The organism is Paenibacillus aestuarii (assembly GCF_027789125.1).
Classification (GTDB): Bacteria; Bacillota; Bacilli; order Paenibacillales; family NBRC-103111; genus Paenibacillus_E; species Paenibacillus_E aestuarii.
Genome location: NZ_JAQFVF010000023.1, coordinates 97,655 through 111,818, shown reverse-complemented (window position 1 = coordinate 111,818; position 14,164 = coordinate 97,655). Strand labels below are relative to the sequence as shown.

At 47.3% G+C, this 14,164-nt stretch carries 12 protein-coding genes; 6 read left to right on the top strand and 6 right to left on the bottom strand.

What is annotated here, in order from left to right:
• Window positions 1-90 precede the first annotated feature (90 nt).
• Window positions 91-759 carry a hypothetical protein gene (locus O9139_RS09095; RefSeq protein ID WP_270879145.1) on the bottom strand — a complete coding sequence of 223 codons (669 nt, stop codon included), beginning with the start codon at window positions 757-759 and terminating at the stop codon, window positions 91-93.
• A gap of 208 nt (window positions 760-967) precedes the next feature.
• Here O9139_RS09095 and O9139_RS09090 point away from each other — a divergent pair, with 208 nt between their 5' ends.
• The gene (locus O9139_RS09090; RefSeq protein WP_270879144.1) at window positions 968-2,383 is read left to right on the top strand and encodes a LysM peptidoglycan-binding domain-containing protein; all 1,416 of its coding nucleotides are present in this window, start codon (window positions 968-970) and stop codon (window positions 2,381-2,383) included.
• A 335-nt stretch (window positions 2,384-2,718) separates the two neighbouring features.
• Here O9139_RS09090 and O9139_RS09085 read toward each other — a convergent pair whose 3' ends face one another.
• Window positions 2,719-4,440, bottom strand: coding sequence for an ABC transporter ATP-binding protein (locus O9139_RS09085; protein WP_270879143.1), 1,722 nt, complete (start codon window positions 4,438-4,440; stop codon window positions 2,719-2,721).
• Between the two features lie 228 nt (window positions 4,441-4,668).
• Here O9139_RS09085 and O9139_RS09080 point away from each other — a divergent pair, with 228 nt between their 5' ends.
• From O9139_RS09080 to O9139_RS09065, 4 genes are all read left to right on the top strand, one after another.
• Entirely contained in the window at window positions 4,669-5,238 is a 570-nt protein-coding gene (locus O9139_RS09080) for a TetR/AcrR family transcriptional regulator (protein WP_270879142.1), read from the top strand.
• 426 nt (window positions 5,239-5,664) lie between these two features.
• The gene (locus O9139_RS09075) at window positions 5,665-6,981 is read left to right on the top strand and encodes a M14 family metallopeptidase (protein WP_270879141.1); all 1,317 of its coding nucleotides are present in this window, start codon (window positions 5,665-5,667) and stop codon (window positions 6,979-6,981) included.
• A gap of 80 nt (window positions 6,982-7,061) precedes the next feature.
• Window positions 7,062-7,658, top strand: coding sequence for a DUF1003 domain-containing protein (locus O9139_RS09070; protein WP_270879140.1), 597 nt, complete (start codon window positions 7,062-7,064; stop codon window positions 7,656-7,658).
• A 261-nt stretch (window positions 7,659-7,919) separates the two neighbouring features.
• Window positions 7,920-8,837 (top strand): phosphotransferase family protein, encoded by a 918-nt coding sequence (locus O9139_RS09065; RefSeq protein WP_270879139.1) that lies wholly within the window; start codon window positions 7,920-7,922, stop codon window positions 8,835-8,837.
• A 168-nt stretch (window positions 8,838-9,005) separates the two neighbouring features.
• On the opposite strand, the gene O9139_RS09060 is transcribed toward O9139_RS09065, so the two are convergent.
• Window positions 9,006-9,785 (bottom strand): class I SAM-dependent methyltransferase, encoded by a 780-nt coding sequence (locus O9139_RS09060; RefSeq protein ID WP_270879138.1) that lies wholly within the window; start codon window positions 9,783-9,785, stop codon window positions 9,006-9,008.
• A gap of 269 nt (window positions 9,786-10,054) precedes the next feature.
• Between O9139_RS09060 and O9139_RS09055 the strand changes: the two genes are divergently transcribed.
• Window positions 10,055-10,978, top strand: a complete 924-nt coding sequence (locus tag O9139_RS09055) for a tyrosine-type recombinase/integrase (RefSeq protein ID WP_270879137.1) — start codon at window positions 10,055-10,057, stop codon at window positions 10,976-10,978.
• A 61-nt stretch (window positions 10,979-11,039) separates the two neighbouring features.
• On the opposite strand, the gene O9139_RS09050 is transcribed toward O9139_RS09055, so the two are convergent.
• The 3 genes from O9139_RS09050 to O9139_RS09040 form a co-directional block, all read right to left on the bottom strand.
• Complete coding sequence (locus tag O9139_RS09050; protein ID WP_270879136.1) at window positions 11,040-12,218, bottom strand: NAD(P)/FAD-dependent oxidoreductase; 1,179 nt, start codon at window positions 12,216-12,218, stop codon at window positions 11,040-11,042.
• Window positions 12,219-12,239: 21 nt separating this feature from the next.
• A complete protein-coding gene (locus O9139_RS09045) occupies window positions 12,240-12,671 on the bottom strand; it encodes a DUF1641 domain-containing protein (RefSeq protein WP_270879135.1) in 432 nt (143 codons plus the stop codon).
• Window positions 12,672-12,943: 272 nt separating this feature from the next.
• Window positions 12,944-13,924, bottom strand: a complete 981-nt coding sequence (locus O9139_RS09040) for an aldo/keto reductase (protein WP_270879134.1) — start codon at window positions 13,922-13,924, stop codon at window positions 12,944-12,946.
• Window positions 13,925-14,164: the final 240 nt, after the last annotated feature.

Sequence of the window (14,164 nt, the reverse complement as noted above, 5' to 3'; positions counted from 1 at the left end):
GTTACTCTTAACTAGACTTACTTACGAAGATAAGCCTGTACATTCTATTATAGATGAATGGAAAACAATTTGCAGGAAGTATCTGGAATGTTACAGGTCGTCCGTCAAAACAAGTGAATCGCCGCTTACGATCCCTCTTAGCTTCAGCAAAGCAAGATTCACGTAAGTGGTGCCCTCATAGGTAAACGATCCAGTTCCTTTGGAATATTGGCTATTGGCAGCGAATAATCCGACCAGTTGGCCGTTGAGACTTAGTTGAACCATAGGGTCGCCCCAGCTAATCGTATAGAAGCTGCTTAATGTAGAAAGCGAGACATATTGCGCGCCATCGACTTGGATCATAGAAAAATCACCGGTGCTTTTCTGCGACTTTTCATCCTGCAGGTTCAGCGTCACTGACTTCAGTGACTGAAAGCCGCCTTTCAGATCTCCGGCAACAGGAGGGGCTGGTGTTGCGGATGGAGTAGGGGAAGGAGTAGGGCTCGGCACGACAGGCAGCTCCGCTTTTTTCTTCAATGATATACCAAGATCTGCATCAAATGAAACCTCGTATCCGGTCGCTTCACCGAATGCGCGAACCGGCAAATAGGAGGTGCCGTCCACGACGATGGCTGGGTTGTTCAAGGATTTCCCTTCGATCTGGATGGGGAAGGCACCTTGAATCATTTTGCCTATCATACTCGTTACTTCTTCTGCGTGCGCAGATAAAGTGGTTGCCATGAGAAATCCGGCGACTCCGCCGATGATATACTTTTTCAACTGTTGCACCGCCTTTTGCAATCTTTCAATCTTTATAAGCATACAAATGAAACAAAACAGATCTAGCACTAATGATACGCTATGTCGTTTTTGGGCTGCAACTGTTCCTTGCTGGTAAACCTTTGGAAGCAAGGTCATGTGCCCAGAACGCTCCAGACCGTAGCGGAATCAAGCGCCATGAACATTTTGGCGAGAGGGAGGGAGTTTCATGCAAATTCATGTAGTGCAAAAAGGTGAAGACTTGTGGGTGCTGGCAAAGCAGTACGGCGTAACTGTCGAGCGGATGATCGCGGTTAACGGGCTTGAGGATCCGGATCATTTGGTGATCGGGCTCGCACTGCTCATTCCTGAGTCGTACCCATCGTATGTCGTTCGCGCAGGTGACACACTTGGTACGATTGCCGGCCGTTATGGCATCCGTGTGGGTGCCATTGCGCAAGCGAATGGAATCCGTGAAGGTGCGCCGCTTATGCCGGGTCAACAGTTAGTGATTCCGGTGCTGAATCATACCGTAAAGGCAGGGGAGTCGCTTTGGGCGATCGCTCATCGTTACGGCGTTTCCATGCAGGCAATAATGAGAGCCAATGGGCTTACGAATGCGAATCTGCTTCATACTGGTCAAACTTTGCGGATCCCGGAAAAGCAGAAAGAAACCATCGATGTCAATGCGTATACGAACGTATTCGGAGAGGAAGCTGCCAAGCAAGTGCGGCAGGATGGCGCGCATTTAACGTATTTATGCCCCTTTGGGTACCGCATGAAAGACGATGGAAGTCTTGAGCCGGTAGATGATCAGGCGCTCCTGGCGGCAGCTGAAGAGGAACGTGTCGTTCCTGTTATGTCGATCACCAACTTTTCCGCGACCGAAGCCGGTTCGAAGCTTGCCCATACGATTTTGTCGAGCAGCGAGCTGCAAAATAAGCTGATCACCAACATCCTGGCGATCATGGAAAGCAAAGGCTATCGCGGTTTGAATGTAGATTTTGAGAACGTGTATCCCAGCGACCGCGAAGCTTATAACGATTTCCTGCGGCTCGCGGTCCGCAGGTTGCATGAAAAAGGCTTTTTCGTCTCTTCGGCACTTGCCCCCAAAACAAGTTCAGACCAGAAGGGGCTGCTGTACGAAGCGCATGACTATGCTGCGCATGGTGAGATTGTTGACTTCGTCGTGCTAATGACGTATGAGTGGGGCTATCGTTTCGGACCTCCGCAGGCGATTTCGCCGATTAACGAAATACAGCGAGTGCTTGATTATGCGGTGACCGTCATCCCCAATCATAAAATATTTATGGGCTTCCAGCTCTACGCACGGGATTGGCTTCTTCCCCATGTCAAGGGACAGCAGGCTGAAACGTTCGATATGCAGGAAGCTGTGCGCCGTGCGATTAAGCATGGAGCGGAGATCAAGTACGATCAAAAAAGCCAGACCCCTTTTTATCGCTATACAGATGATCAACAGCGAACACATGAGGTTTGGTTCGAGGATGCACGAAGCGCGCAGGCTAAGTTTGACCTCATTCCTACCTATAACCTAAGAGGCGTAAGTTATTGGGTACTCGGTTATCCGTTTCCGCAAAATTGGGTCCTTCTAGAAGATAATTTTCACTTGCGCAAACTTCTTTGAGTGGGGCAAATTAGCAGGGTGATCCTGTTCAAGCGAGGAAGGAGGGTGGTATAATTAGGAAGAGATGAGTGTAGAGGGAAGGGTCATGCAGGATGGACATGGATTACTTCATGCTAATATTCGGCTGTATATTCGCTGTAGGCGCAGTGGTCGGACTCGGATTTCTATTGATGCTGTTACGCCGTGAGCGAGACACGGATAACTAAGTGAGGTGGAGTCCTCGGGTCGCTGAGCGAGGCCATACATAGCAAAAAGCGGAAGCTGAACTTCCGCTTTTTGCTTTTTTATGTGCTGTATGAACATAATGTGCAACGAGTGTTCCGTCATTTTTCCGTTTACTGCAGCTGATAAAACTTGGCGTACAGCCCATTTTGCTCGAGGAGCTGTGCATGCGTTCCTTCTTCTGCCAGGCCTTGTTCGGATAAAACGAGAATCCGGTCGGCGTGCCGAATGGTCGACAGCCGATGCGCGATGACGAACGTTGTGCGGTTTTTGGCCAACTGTTCTAAGCTTTCCTGAACGGCTCTTTCACTTTCGTTGTCCAAAGCGGACGTCGCCTCATCCAAAATGAGGATCGTCGGGTTTTTGAGAAACACTCGAGCGATACTGATCCGCTGCTTTTGGCCCCCAGAAAGCATAATACCGCGCTGTCCGATATTCGTCTCGTAGCCAGCGGGAAGCCGCATAATAAACTCATGTGCGTTTGCTTGCTTGGCTGCCGCAATCAATTCTTCGTCCGATGCCCCGGGTTTCCCGTATAAAATATTGTCTCTGATCGTCCCCGCAAACAAATATACGTCCTGGTGGACAATGCCGATATGGCTGCGCAACGATTTCAGCTGAATCGCTTTAATATCGAAATCATCAATTCGGATCGATCCCGCTTTCGGTTCGTAAAAGCGCGGCAGCAGACTGCAGAGTGTCGATTTGCCGACGCCCGAGCTGCCGACAAGTGCGACATATTCACCGGGTTTCACCGTCAAACTAAAGTTGCTTAACACTTCATTCGACTCGTCGGCATATCGGAAGCTGACGTTGTCGAATTCCACTTTGCCTTGCATGCTGTGTAGATCAGCGGCGTCCGGCCCATCCACAATATCCGGTTTCACAGCCATCAATTCCCGAAATCGTTCGAATCCGGCCATCCCGTTTTGCAGGTTTTGCGTAAAGTTGACTAATCGTTTCACAGGGTCGGTCAAAGTCGTGATATAAAGCAGGAATGTGATCAACTCCGTGAGCATCAATTGCTTGTAGCTGACGAGCAGAGCGCCAACAATGACAACGGCTAGCGTCATGAAAGAGATGAAGGCGGTCATGCCGTTAAAAAACCAAGCTTCAGTGAAGTACCCTTTTTTTCTGCTCTCCAGGAAAAAGTGGTTGCTGCGTTTAAACTTGTCAGCTTCGAGCTCTTCGTTGGCAAATGACTGAACGACCCGGATCCCGGACAAGCTGTCCTCGACTTGCGCGTTGACATCCCCGATGCGCTCTTTGCTTTGCTTTAGCGCTTTCTTCACCTTCAAGCTGTTGTGATAAGCAAAAAGAATCATCAGCGGAAAGATGACAAACATCGTCGCCGTCAGCGCTACATTGATATTAGCCAGGATAATAAATGAACCTATAATTCTGACCAATGAGATCGTAGCGTCCTCCGGCCCATGATGCGCGAGCTCTGAAATGTCGAACAAGTCAGAGGTAATTCGAGACATAAGCTGTCCGGTTCGGGCCTTGTTATGGTATTCAAACGAAAACTGTTGAACATGCTGAAACAACTCATTCCGCATGTCGGTCTCCATCTTGGCGCCCATCGCATGGCCGTAATAATCGGTATAGAAATTGCTCATATACTCGACGACGATTAAAAACAAGAACAGGCCGATCATGCGAATAAGCGTATCTGCAGCGATTCCTGCGTTCGTTAAAGCTTTAGTCGTAATTTGATGGACTAATAGGGGATAGATCAGCACGGGCACCGAAGCCAATGCGGCGAAAAACAAATCCATCGCCAAAGCCTTTTTGTAAGGCTTGTAGTAGGCTATGAAGGTTTGTAAAGTCTTCAAGGAATACTCCTCCTAATTTCGTGTTGGCAGGAAGCGTCATTCGTTTGGTCATGGATATTGTTTTCATCCTAATCCCCTCCAGTAGTATCATTAGGTTCATGGTAGCTTTCCGGCATCCGGCAAACAATTGAACAAATTATTATAATTAATTTTTATTCTTTTCTTGAGCGCTGGCGACTTCAAGAAACTTTAATTGACTTCGTATCTACTAAAAGGTAGAATGTCAGCATGACGAAAACAAATAACACATCGGAGCTGATCTTGGATACAGCTCAAGCGATCGTTCAACAGTTCGGTTTCAACGGATTCAGCTATGCACATATTGCAGAAAAAATTGGGATAAGGACAGCAAGCATTCATTATTATTTCCCCAATAAGGAGGACTTAGGGGAAGCGCTCATTGCCCGCTATCTCAAAAACTTCATTGCGGCAAGTGTGCAAATCGATTCCGAAACCGATCATCATTTGGAAAAGCTGCAAAAGTTCATCTTGTTGTACAGTGAACCCTTACAAGAGAACTGTACTTGTCTGAGTGTCATGTTATCCTCTGACTTAGCCACTTTAACGGAGCAAGTAAGGGAAGGATTAGCGCAATTTTTCTCCGCCAATTTGACATGGCTGCAGCAGGTGTTTGAACAAGGGCGCCGCGAAGGGCATTTATTTTTTAAAGGTAATGCCGAAGCGCAGGCCCATCAATTTCTTGCTTCGCTTCAAGGCGCGCAATTGATTGCAAGAAGTTTTCGTGATGGGAATCGCTTCGAACTAATCGCCAATGGTTTATTATCCGCTTTGACTTAGAATGGAGGCGGATGGTTTTCAATTGTTAAAACCACCTTTTAGTAGATAGGTATTCTTTCATACTTAAATGAGGTGTCAATTGTTACAGGCGGCAGAAGTGGTGTGGGGAAAGCATAGGCCATTGTGGTTAAGCCACGGGCGAGCGTGACTAATAATGATCGCTAGAAACGGCAGCAATCTCAGCGCTTTAATCGGAGCTGCTGTTACGTCTTTGTGGGAGCTGTCAGCTTGCCCACAGGTATTGGACGTTCTAACCGTAAGCAGTTCAGAGTATCGAATTGAATGATCTAGAGTGAAGGAGCTTGCTTACGGCAAGCTTCTTTTTTACTTAAACAACGTGGCAGGATAGTGTACACAGAAAACGAATATAATGATGGGTGCAAAAAATAAATCTAAAAATATTCCACGAAGAGAGCGATGCTGATCATGGATCGTTTACCGACAAGGCAGGTAGAGCCGCTGCAAAGTCCGCCGACTGGAAAAAAAAGCAAGTTCCCTATCAAAACGGCAGGTATCGCACTGGCGATCGTATTGCTGATTGAGCTGGCGGGTCCTCAGGTGCTTCTCCAGTTATCCAAACCAAAGCCAGCACCAGCACAAGGCTCACCCGCGGGGCTGAGCTATTTTCCCGATAGCTATGAAGCCTCGCGGCAGCGATTTATCCAGGGGAAGTCAACGTTGAAATCCTACGGCAGCGGTATCAAGCTGACCAGCTACCCGGTCGGCGGCGAGAACGGACTGTATATCGATGCCATGAAGGCTGATGCGACAAAGACCATGCAAAACCTGATTATTTTGACTTCCGGCATGCATGGGGTTGAAGGATACGTCGGCTCGGCGATGATCGAGTTGTTCCGAAACGAATTTATGCCGAAGCTTGATCCGACGACGACGGGCGTCATCTGGGTACATGCGGCGAACCCATGGGGGATGAAGCATAATCATCGCTATAATGAAGATCATGTCGATCTGAATCGTAATTTTTTCGATCAGCCCGATGCTTACGGCAAGCAGCAAAATCCTTCGTATCAAGTGATGCGCAGCTTTCTCGAAAAGCCTTCGCCTGTCGGAAATGCGGTGAATCACGAGGTCGCCTTTTTCGGGGATTTGATCGGGGAGATCATCCGTCATGGCACGGGAACGATATCAGAAGCGCTGCTCCAGGGGCAATATGAGAATCCGCAAGGCGTCTATTATGGCGGTGCTAAAGCGGAGCGTTCCACGCAGATTTTGCAGCACATCTACGAGGAGGCGCTGAACAGCGGCTATGCCCGTATCGTCCATGTGGATTTGCATACAGGCTATGGTCCGCGTGATCAGATGAGCATCTTCAGCGCTAGCAAGGAAACGATGACGGAAGAACAGGCGAGCCAAGCATTTCAATATCCGCTGGTACTGACGCCTACGTCGAAAGATTACTATGCGACTAGTGGTGACAACACGGAATATTTCTACACGCTCAAGCAGCGTTTGCAGAGCAGCGCCGATCTGTACTCGACGACCTTCGAATTCGGTACGATGGGGGTCGATACTTGGGGCTCGGTACGTTCGCTGCGCAATACGATCGATGAGAATAGTCTCTATGCGAATGGTTCCACGAGTCCGATCACAGAACAGATCATTTTAAACCGCTATAAAGAAATGTTTGATCCGTCGGATGCCGAATGGCGGCTTAAAGCAGTCGCCGATTTCCGTCAAGCGATGAGCGGAGTGTTGAAGTATAAAGGGATGTTGGCCAAATAACGGATAATAACCCGCGGATCTGCTCAAAATAAGTTCGGTGGAACCATGCACTAATTGTGTACAAGGACGGAACTAAAGAAATGACGAATCCGGATAATGACACGGAAAACATTTTTGATGAGGCATCTATCATTCAAGGTTTTGATATTGAACTAAGTGAAAAAAATGCGCAGCGCATCGATCGATTAGTAGACGATTATGAAAATAGTATTCTAAGTAGAGTGGATGAAGAGTACTCGGAGAATTCCACATTTTCCGATCGCCTTGCCGATAATATTGCCAAGTTCGGTGGAAGCTGGACGTTTATTGGTTATTTTGGTGCATTTTTGGTCGTTTGGATGATATGGAACACGCTCCCTTTCCTTAAGCCCTTACACTTTGATGAACCACCGTTCATCCTCCTCAACCTTTGCTTATCTTTTCTTGCAGCTTTTCAAGCGCCAATCATTATGATGAGCCAAAATCGCCAAAATGCCAGGGATAAACATGAGTCAGTGATCGATTTTGCCATCAACTACAAAGCTGAGCAAGAAATTGAGGATATGCAAAGCCACTTGCACCGGATTGAAGAAAATGGTGTGAAGAACAAAGAGGAGTTTAGCAGCGAATTAATGCAAATTAAACAGCTGCTTGCTTCTATTGAAGCTAAATTGGAGAATAAGATAAACGATCGCTGAATAAAACAACAAGAGTGAAGCTGCCAGAGTAGGATTGGCGGCTTTTTTATGTGGTTAAAGATATGGTTCAGATGTAGACATATTACATAATAAATATTATGTAAACTAACATCTCTTGCTGTGTGATAATCTGACAACTAACGAACCGCTATTGTCGAAACTACCATATATTTCGTGCTTATTGCGCTCGCCCGGGAAATATTTAAAATTATTTCCTTTTTACGAAGAAGCGGACAATTTGAATGTGAGAGGAGAATTACCATGCAAATTTCAGCGATTAGAGCGAATATCAGGCCACTGCAGCATGCGACGGCAGTCACACAAATCCATAAAGGGTTTTCTTATGATGGAAAATATTTAATTTACGAAGGCGATGACACACCGGTTTATGTGCTGCGCACGGCAGCTTTACAGCAGTTTGACCGCAAGTTACGCGAATTTGAGGCGGTCTGTGCGATTTACGGCCTTGGTGTCCGCACCTCTGAGCCCATTTCATTCGGCACGATTGAAGAGCTCGATACCTGTTACATGGTATTGCGTTACGTTGAAGGGGAGGATGCTTCAGAGAAGCTGCCCTCGATGACCGCAGAAGAGCAGTATCGCGTAGGTGTCGAAGCAGGGCGGGAGCTGCTTAAGATGCATCAATTGGAAGCACCTGGGGACTTGGATGCTTGGTCCCGGCAAAGAGTAGAGAAGCACAACCGTCAGTTGGCAGAATATAAGCGCTGTGGAGTGAAGATCCCTGAGGAGCAAGCGGTTCTTTCGTTTATCGAAGCACATTTGCCACTGCTCGAAGGTCGCCCGAATCGCTTTCAGCACGACGACTTTCATCCGGCCAATCTACTTGTTAATGAGGGCGCTTACGTTGCAGCTATCGATTTCAACCGTTACGATTGGGGAGACCCGTATCATGATTTTCTGAAAATTGCCTACTTCAGTCGCGAAGTGAGCATTCCTTTTTCGATCGGGCAAATCGACGGGTATTTCAATAAACAGATTCCGGAACATTTTTGGAACTTGTATGCGCTATATTCGGCATTGATCATGTTCGCAACGATCTCTTGGACACTCCAAGTCGTGCCGAAGCAGCTCGATAGTATGATGGCACGAATACGGACGGTTCTGGATGATCACAGGAATTTTACCAGCGCTGTTCCGATTTGGTATGGAAGCTGGTAACGGCTGAATTTCGTTAACGAGATTAAGTAAGATAGTAAGGCGGGGAGCTTATGACAGTATCGGCAGACGCTTCATGATAAAATTGCAAAACAATAGTAACCACTTCATTGTTAGGAGTGGCTTTGTTTAGAAAATACTATAAAAGGGGCCAGCTTTTGTACATATGATTTATGATTTTGTCGCTTGATAAACAAATTTCTGTTTACTATTTGATGGTTGCTTATTATCGTCGAAATCAGCAGTAATAACAACATCTGTGAATCCTACATTTTCAAGAATGTATTTAAATTCTTCTACGCCATACCATCGTAAGGCAAAACGTTGCAACTCAGTTTGAATCAAATTTCCATGATGCCACTTTTCGTATTTTAGATAATTAACTTTATTTTGATTGAAAAACAAATCGGCTTCAACGCACTTGCCTTCCATGGTTATGATGTCACCATTTGGTAAGTGATAAATTGCCGAGCCGTCCCATTTTCCCATATCTGAGCTGTTCATTTGATTGTCTGGCAAAAACAGATCAAGAATCAGTTTTCCACCCAGCTCAAGGTGCTCGTACAGACGAGTTAGGGCTTTCTTCGATTCGTCTCGTTGTTCTATTAACAAAAATGAGCCTCCAGCAATGATGATCGCTTCATACTTATGTGGAAGTGAAAGTTCCTGTAAGTTAGCTTCATATAAATTGGTTTGTAGTCCACGTTCTTCACAGCGCCTTCGGCAAGAAGCTAGCATTTGAGGGGAGTAATCGACGCCATCCACATGAAGACCAGCTTCAAGCAGGGGAATTAGCATACGTCCAGAACCAACCATTGCTTCTAGAATGCGTCTTTTACAATGTTTTAATTTGTCCCGATAATATTCTACGTCTCCGCCAAGGGAATGGCCTACTTTCTTGGTTAAGTCATAAACCTCCGTACAAAGCTCACCATAATAACTAAACGACATAAGCATCTCCTCCGCGTAACTATTCAAATTAGATTAGCTCAATTATATAATGTTTGGTAAAATTCGGGCAAAGGAATTAATGCTTAAATAAAAACATTCGCCTTTATGAAGCCGATCAACGAATTCAAAGGAGCATCTTATGAGCACCTCTAGCCGAACACACGTGTTCATGCTAAAATATAAGACTAGCACTAGCACCAAATATAGATTTGATGCCAGTTTTTTTCGCGATTTTAACCCCAAATGACAGCATAGAAGAGGGAATAACGATGTCCATCGCTGCAGCCGAGCAATATTTAGATGATTTTATGCTATATTTGCAAAATGGCGGTTATACGCCACGAACGCAAGACGAATATGTGAAGGAAGCCAAATCGTTCATGCTGAACGTAAGAAGCTCTGAGATCGAAGATATATCCAAAGCCGATATCATGAGATATCAAAAAGTGCTAAGAGTCCGCGGCGCAGGCAGCGCAACGATTAATCGGATGTTGTCCGCGATCAATTGTTTTTTCAAAGCTTTAATCGAGTTCGAAATCATTACTCTGAATCCGGCATTATCCATCAAAAAAGCGAAGGTCGAGAAAAACAAGCTTCCCGTCTATTTGGAAGAGAATGAACTCGCGGACTTTTTGCTGCAAGTGACGGGCAAGCACCAGCTTCGGAACCTGGCGATTTGCTTGTTGATGTGCTACGGGGGGCTGCGCGTCGCGGAAGTTCAGTCGTTGAACTTGGATCATTTTCGCCGCGGGGCGGATCCGGCGTTGATCTTTATGGGCAAAGGGCAGAAGTGGCGAGTCGTTCCGCTCCATCCTGACATTGTTGCCATTTTGGAGCAATACGTCAATGATGCGAGAATTGATCCCAAAGAAGGCGATACTGCGGCGTTTTTCGTTTCGCAGGAAGGGCGCAGAATTGGGCGAAGAACGATACAAGGCATCGTCGATCGCACAGGCACCGCTTGGAAGAAGGAGGCCCAGATGGTTATCGATAAAAAGATTAGCAGCCACAAATTGCGGCATACGTTTGCAACAACGCATTTTCGCAATGGAACGGATCTCCGGACGCTGCAGGAGCTGCTCGGTCACTCGGATATTTCAACAACGCAAATCTATACGCACGTTGACAATCGCCAGTTGTCGGAAGCGCAAGCGAAGATTCGCCCGCAAATTCCAGTTATTTCATACGGATAGGGAAGGGTTCATCATAAAAATAACCCGCTGCCAATACGGCAGCGGGTTATTAGCGTTCAGCCTAGTACGCAAGCGCGAACAGACCATGAATGTGGGAAAGGTAACGGATGTTGCTCGCTTCTTTCATCAGCGAAGCTGGCAAACCTTTCAATTGCGTGTTATTTCCGCCGATCGTGCCGATGCCGTCTTTGCGGCCAAGGCTGCCGAGCGTTCCGGAGAATACAGGCGTGAATTTCTCCATAGCGCCGCCTTTGATTTGAACGGCAAGGTTGTGGCCGACTGTTTCGCCCATTTGCCAAGCCAATTGAGCTGTCGGAGGATAAGGTCTTTCGCCGCCTTCAGGGAAGACAACCGCGCAGTCGCCTGCCAGGAAAACATCCGCATGCGAAGTGGATTGTAGCGTCGACGTTACCGTCGCGCGGCCGCGATCTTCTGCGATGCCGCAGCTGCCCACGACAGGGTTGCCTTTAACGCCGCCAGTCCAAATGATAGTATTGGATTCGATCGTTTGACCGTTTTTCAGCGAAACGGTATTTTTCGTAGCTTCCGTGATGGCAACACCAGTCAAGAAAGTAACGCCGCGTTTCTCCAAGCTGGATACCGCGCGTTCGATCAGTACTTTCGGGAATACCGGAAGAATTGCAGGGCCTGCTTCTACGCAATAGATGGAGATGTCGTTGAAGTCAATACCTTTGCTGCGGCAAACTTCAGGAAGTTTATCCGCGAATTCGCCGACAAGCTCAACGCCAGTCAGGCCGCCGCCGCCAACAACGATGGTTGCGTCAGCTTTATTGCCGGATGCTTTGTAAGCGTCCAAACGACCTTCAACATGCTCGCGGATGCGGTTCGCGTCTGAAGCCGACTTCAGGACGAAGCTGTTTTCTTCCAGGCCAGGAATGCCGAAGTAGTTCGTTTCGCTACCCATAGCAATAACCAGTGCATCGTATGTATATGCACCGTTCGAAGTAATGACTTGCTTGTCATTCGGCTTGATTTCAGTAATCGTGTCAACGACGATATTGACGTCTTTATCGCCAAGCAATTTCTGAAGCGGAAGGGCAACAGCTTGCTCTTTGATTGTGCCGCCAGCCAAACGGTGCAGTTCTGTAATAATTTGGTGAGTAGAAAAACGGTTGATGATTGTAATGTGGGCTTCTGCAGCCGACAAATGTTTGCGCGCAGTTAGTGCTGTTAGAAGACCGCCGTAGCCGCCGCCAAGAATAAGAATTTGTTTAGCCATCGTTACCATCCCTTGTCCGTATTAATTTTTGCGTTCAGCGAGTACGTTCAAGAAAGCTTGAGCAAAACGAAGCGTTTTTTGCACTTCCGGATCTTTCAGCATTCTCAGGATGCCGAACAGACCGATCGTTGTACCAGCTTCAGCCTGGGAGCGTTCACCGGCTTCAATAGCTGCCGCTGCAATGTCTTTTGCTTTTTCTTGTACGGGTTTGACGAATTCACCGATACCATGAGCAAAATCGTTGATCAACACCTTGTCAGTAGCAATGTTTTGAGCGAAATCGTACGCTTTGGTCATTGCAGTTACCATTTCAGCCAGTTTAGGCAGGTTGTCAACCAAGATAGTCAGCGATTGTTGCACCTCAGGTTTGAGTAATTGGTCAAGTACGTCTAACGATTTTGGTTCCGCAGCCAGTGTCGCTGCTACTTCTTGAATAGCATTGTTCTGTGACATATGCAAAATCCTCCTTTGCGTTGAGAAAAAATCAGGTACTGTCACAATGTGTACGGGGGATTCTAACATCTTTTCCCAGATGGTTGTAACAATTTTCACATATGAAAATAGCCATCAACTTCGCCACAATGGAGCTAAACCGTGTTATTTTATTTTACACCTTTTGGTACTGAAATAAAAAATGAAAATATTGCAAATTTGTGACGTTTACTTAAATTTTACGAAGCATTAAAGAACCCTGCGGCTCCACAGAGGGGGCCGCAGGGTTGATATTACCAGGCGTAGGCAGCAGGTGCGCTGCCGCCAGGTCCCGGGAAAATCTGATCGAGCTGCTGCAGCGTCTCCTCGTTAAATGCAATGTCAACGACGCGCAAGGTGTTCTCGAATTGTTCGAGCGTCCGCGGACCGATAATTGGCGCGGTCATGGCAGGGTTAACGAGCGTCCAAGCGAGCGCTACGTTGGCTTCACTTTCGCCGAGCTCCTTGCACAAGCGGCTGAACGCTTCCAACTGGCCGCGGCGCTGCTCCGCGCGTTCCTGATTGCGCGCGCTTCTGGAGCCGGCAGCGGGGTTCAGGGCGTTGCCGCCGAGCAGGCCGCCGTCGAGCGGGCTCCAGGCGATAACGCCGATGCCGTATTCCTCAGCGGCTGGTAGCACTTCCAGCTCAGGCAAGCGGCAGAGGAGGCTATATTTATGCTGCTCGGAAACAAGGCCGAGCACTTTATGATTTTTGGCTTCATATTGCGCTTTCACGAGATCTCTACCGGCAAAGTTGCTGGCGCCGACGTAACCGATTTTCCCTTGGTATTGATGAATGCGGAACGCTTCCCATAGTTCATCCCAAGCGACATTGCGGTCCACATGGTGCATTTGGTATAGCTCGATATGATCCGTCTGCAGACGCTCAAGAGAGGCTTCTAGATGGCGGCGGATCTTATAAGCCGACAAACCCCGTGCTGCATTAGGGCCGTCATGCGGATCTTCCATATCGCCGAACACTTTGGTCGCGAGTACAACTTTTTCCCTGCGGCCGCCGCCTTGAGCGAACCAACGTCCGATGATTTCCTCGGTTTTGCCGCGCGAACCAATCCCGCCATACACATTCGCCGTATCGAAGAAATTCACGCCTGCATCGATGGCGGCATCCATAATCCGAAAAGCTTCTTTCTCATCGGTATCAACGCCAAAATTCATCGTGCCCAGACAAAGCTTGCTTACTTTTAACCCAGAACGTCCTAAATATGTGTATTTCACTGTGAATACCTCCTTATTTATCCAAACGTTAGTGGTCATAAGTCCATCATAGCGCGCATGTCTGTATTAGAACAGTACGCAAAAATAGTATAGGTACTCAAATAGAATGGACTAAGTTACCTGCAGGTAAGGAGCAATTGAGCTGATGACAACAAAAAATGAGCAGAAGGAAGGCAGTTATTGCCTACCTGTCGAATATAGTTGAGGAGGAGTGATTCGCCATCCATATATAGAGAGAAA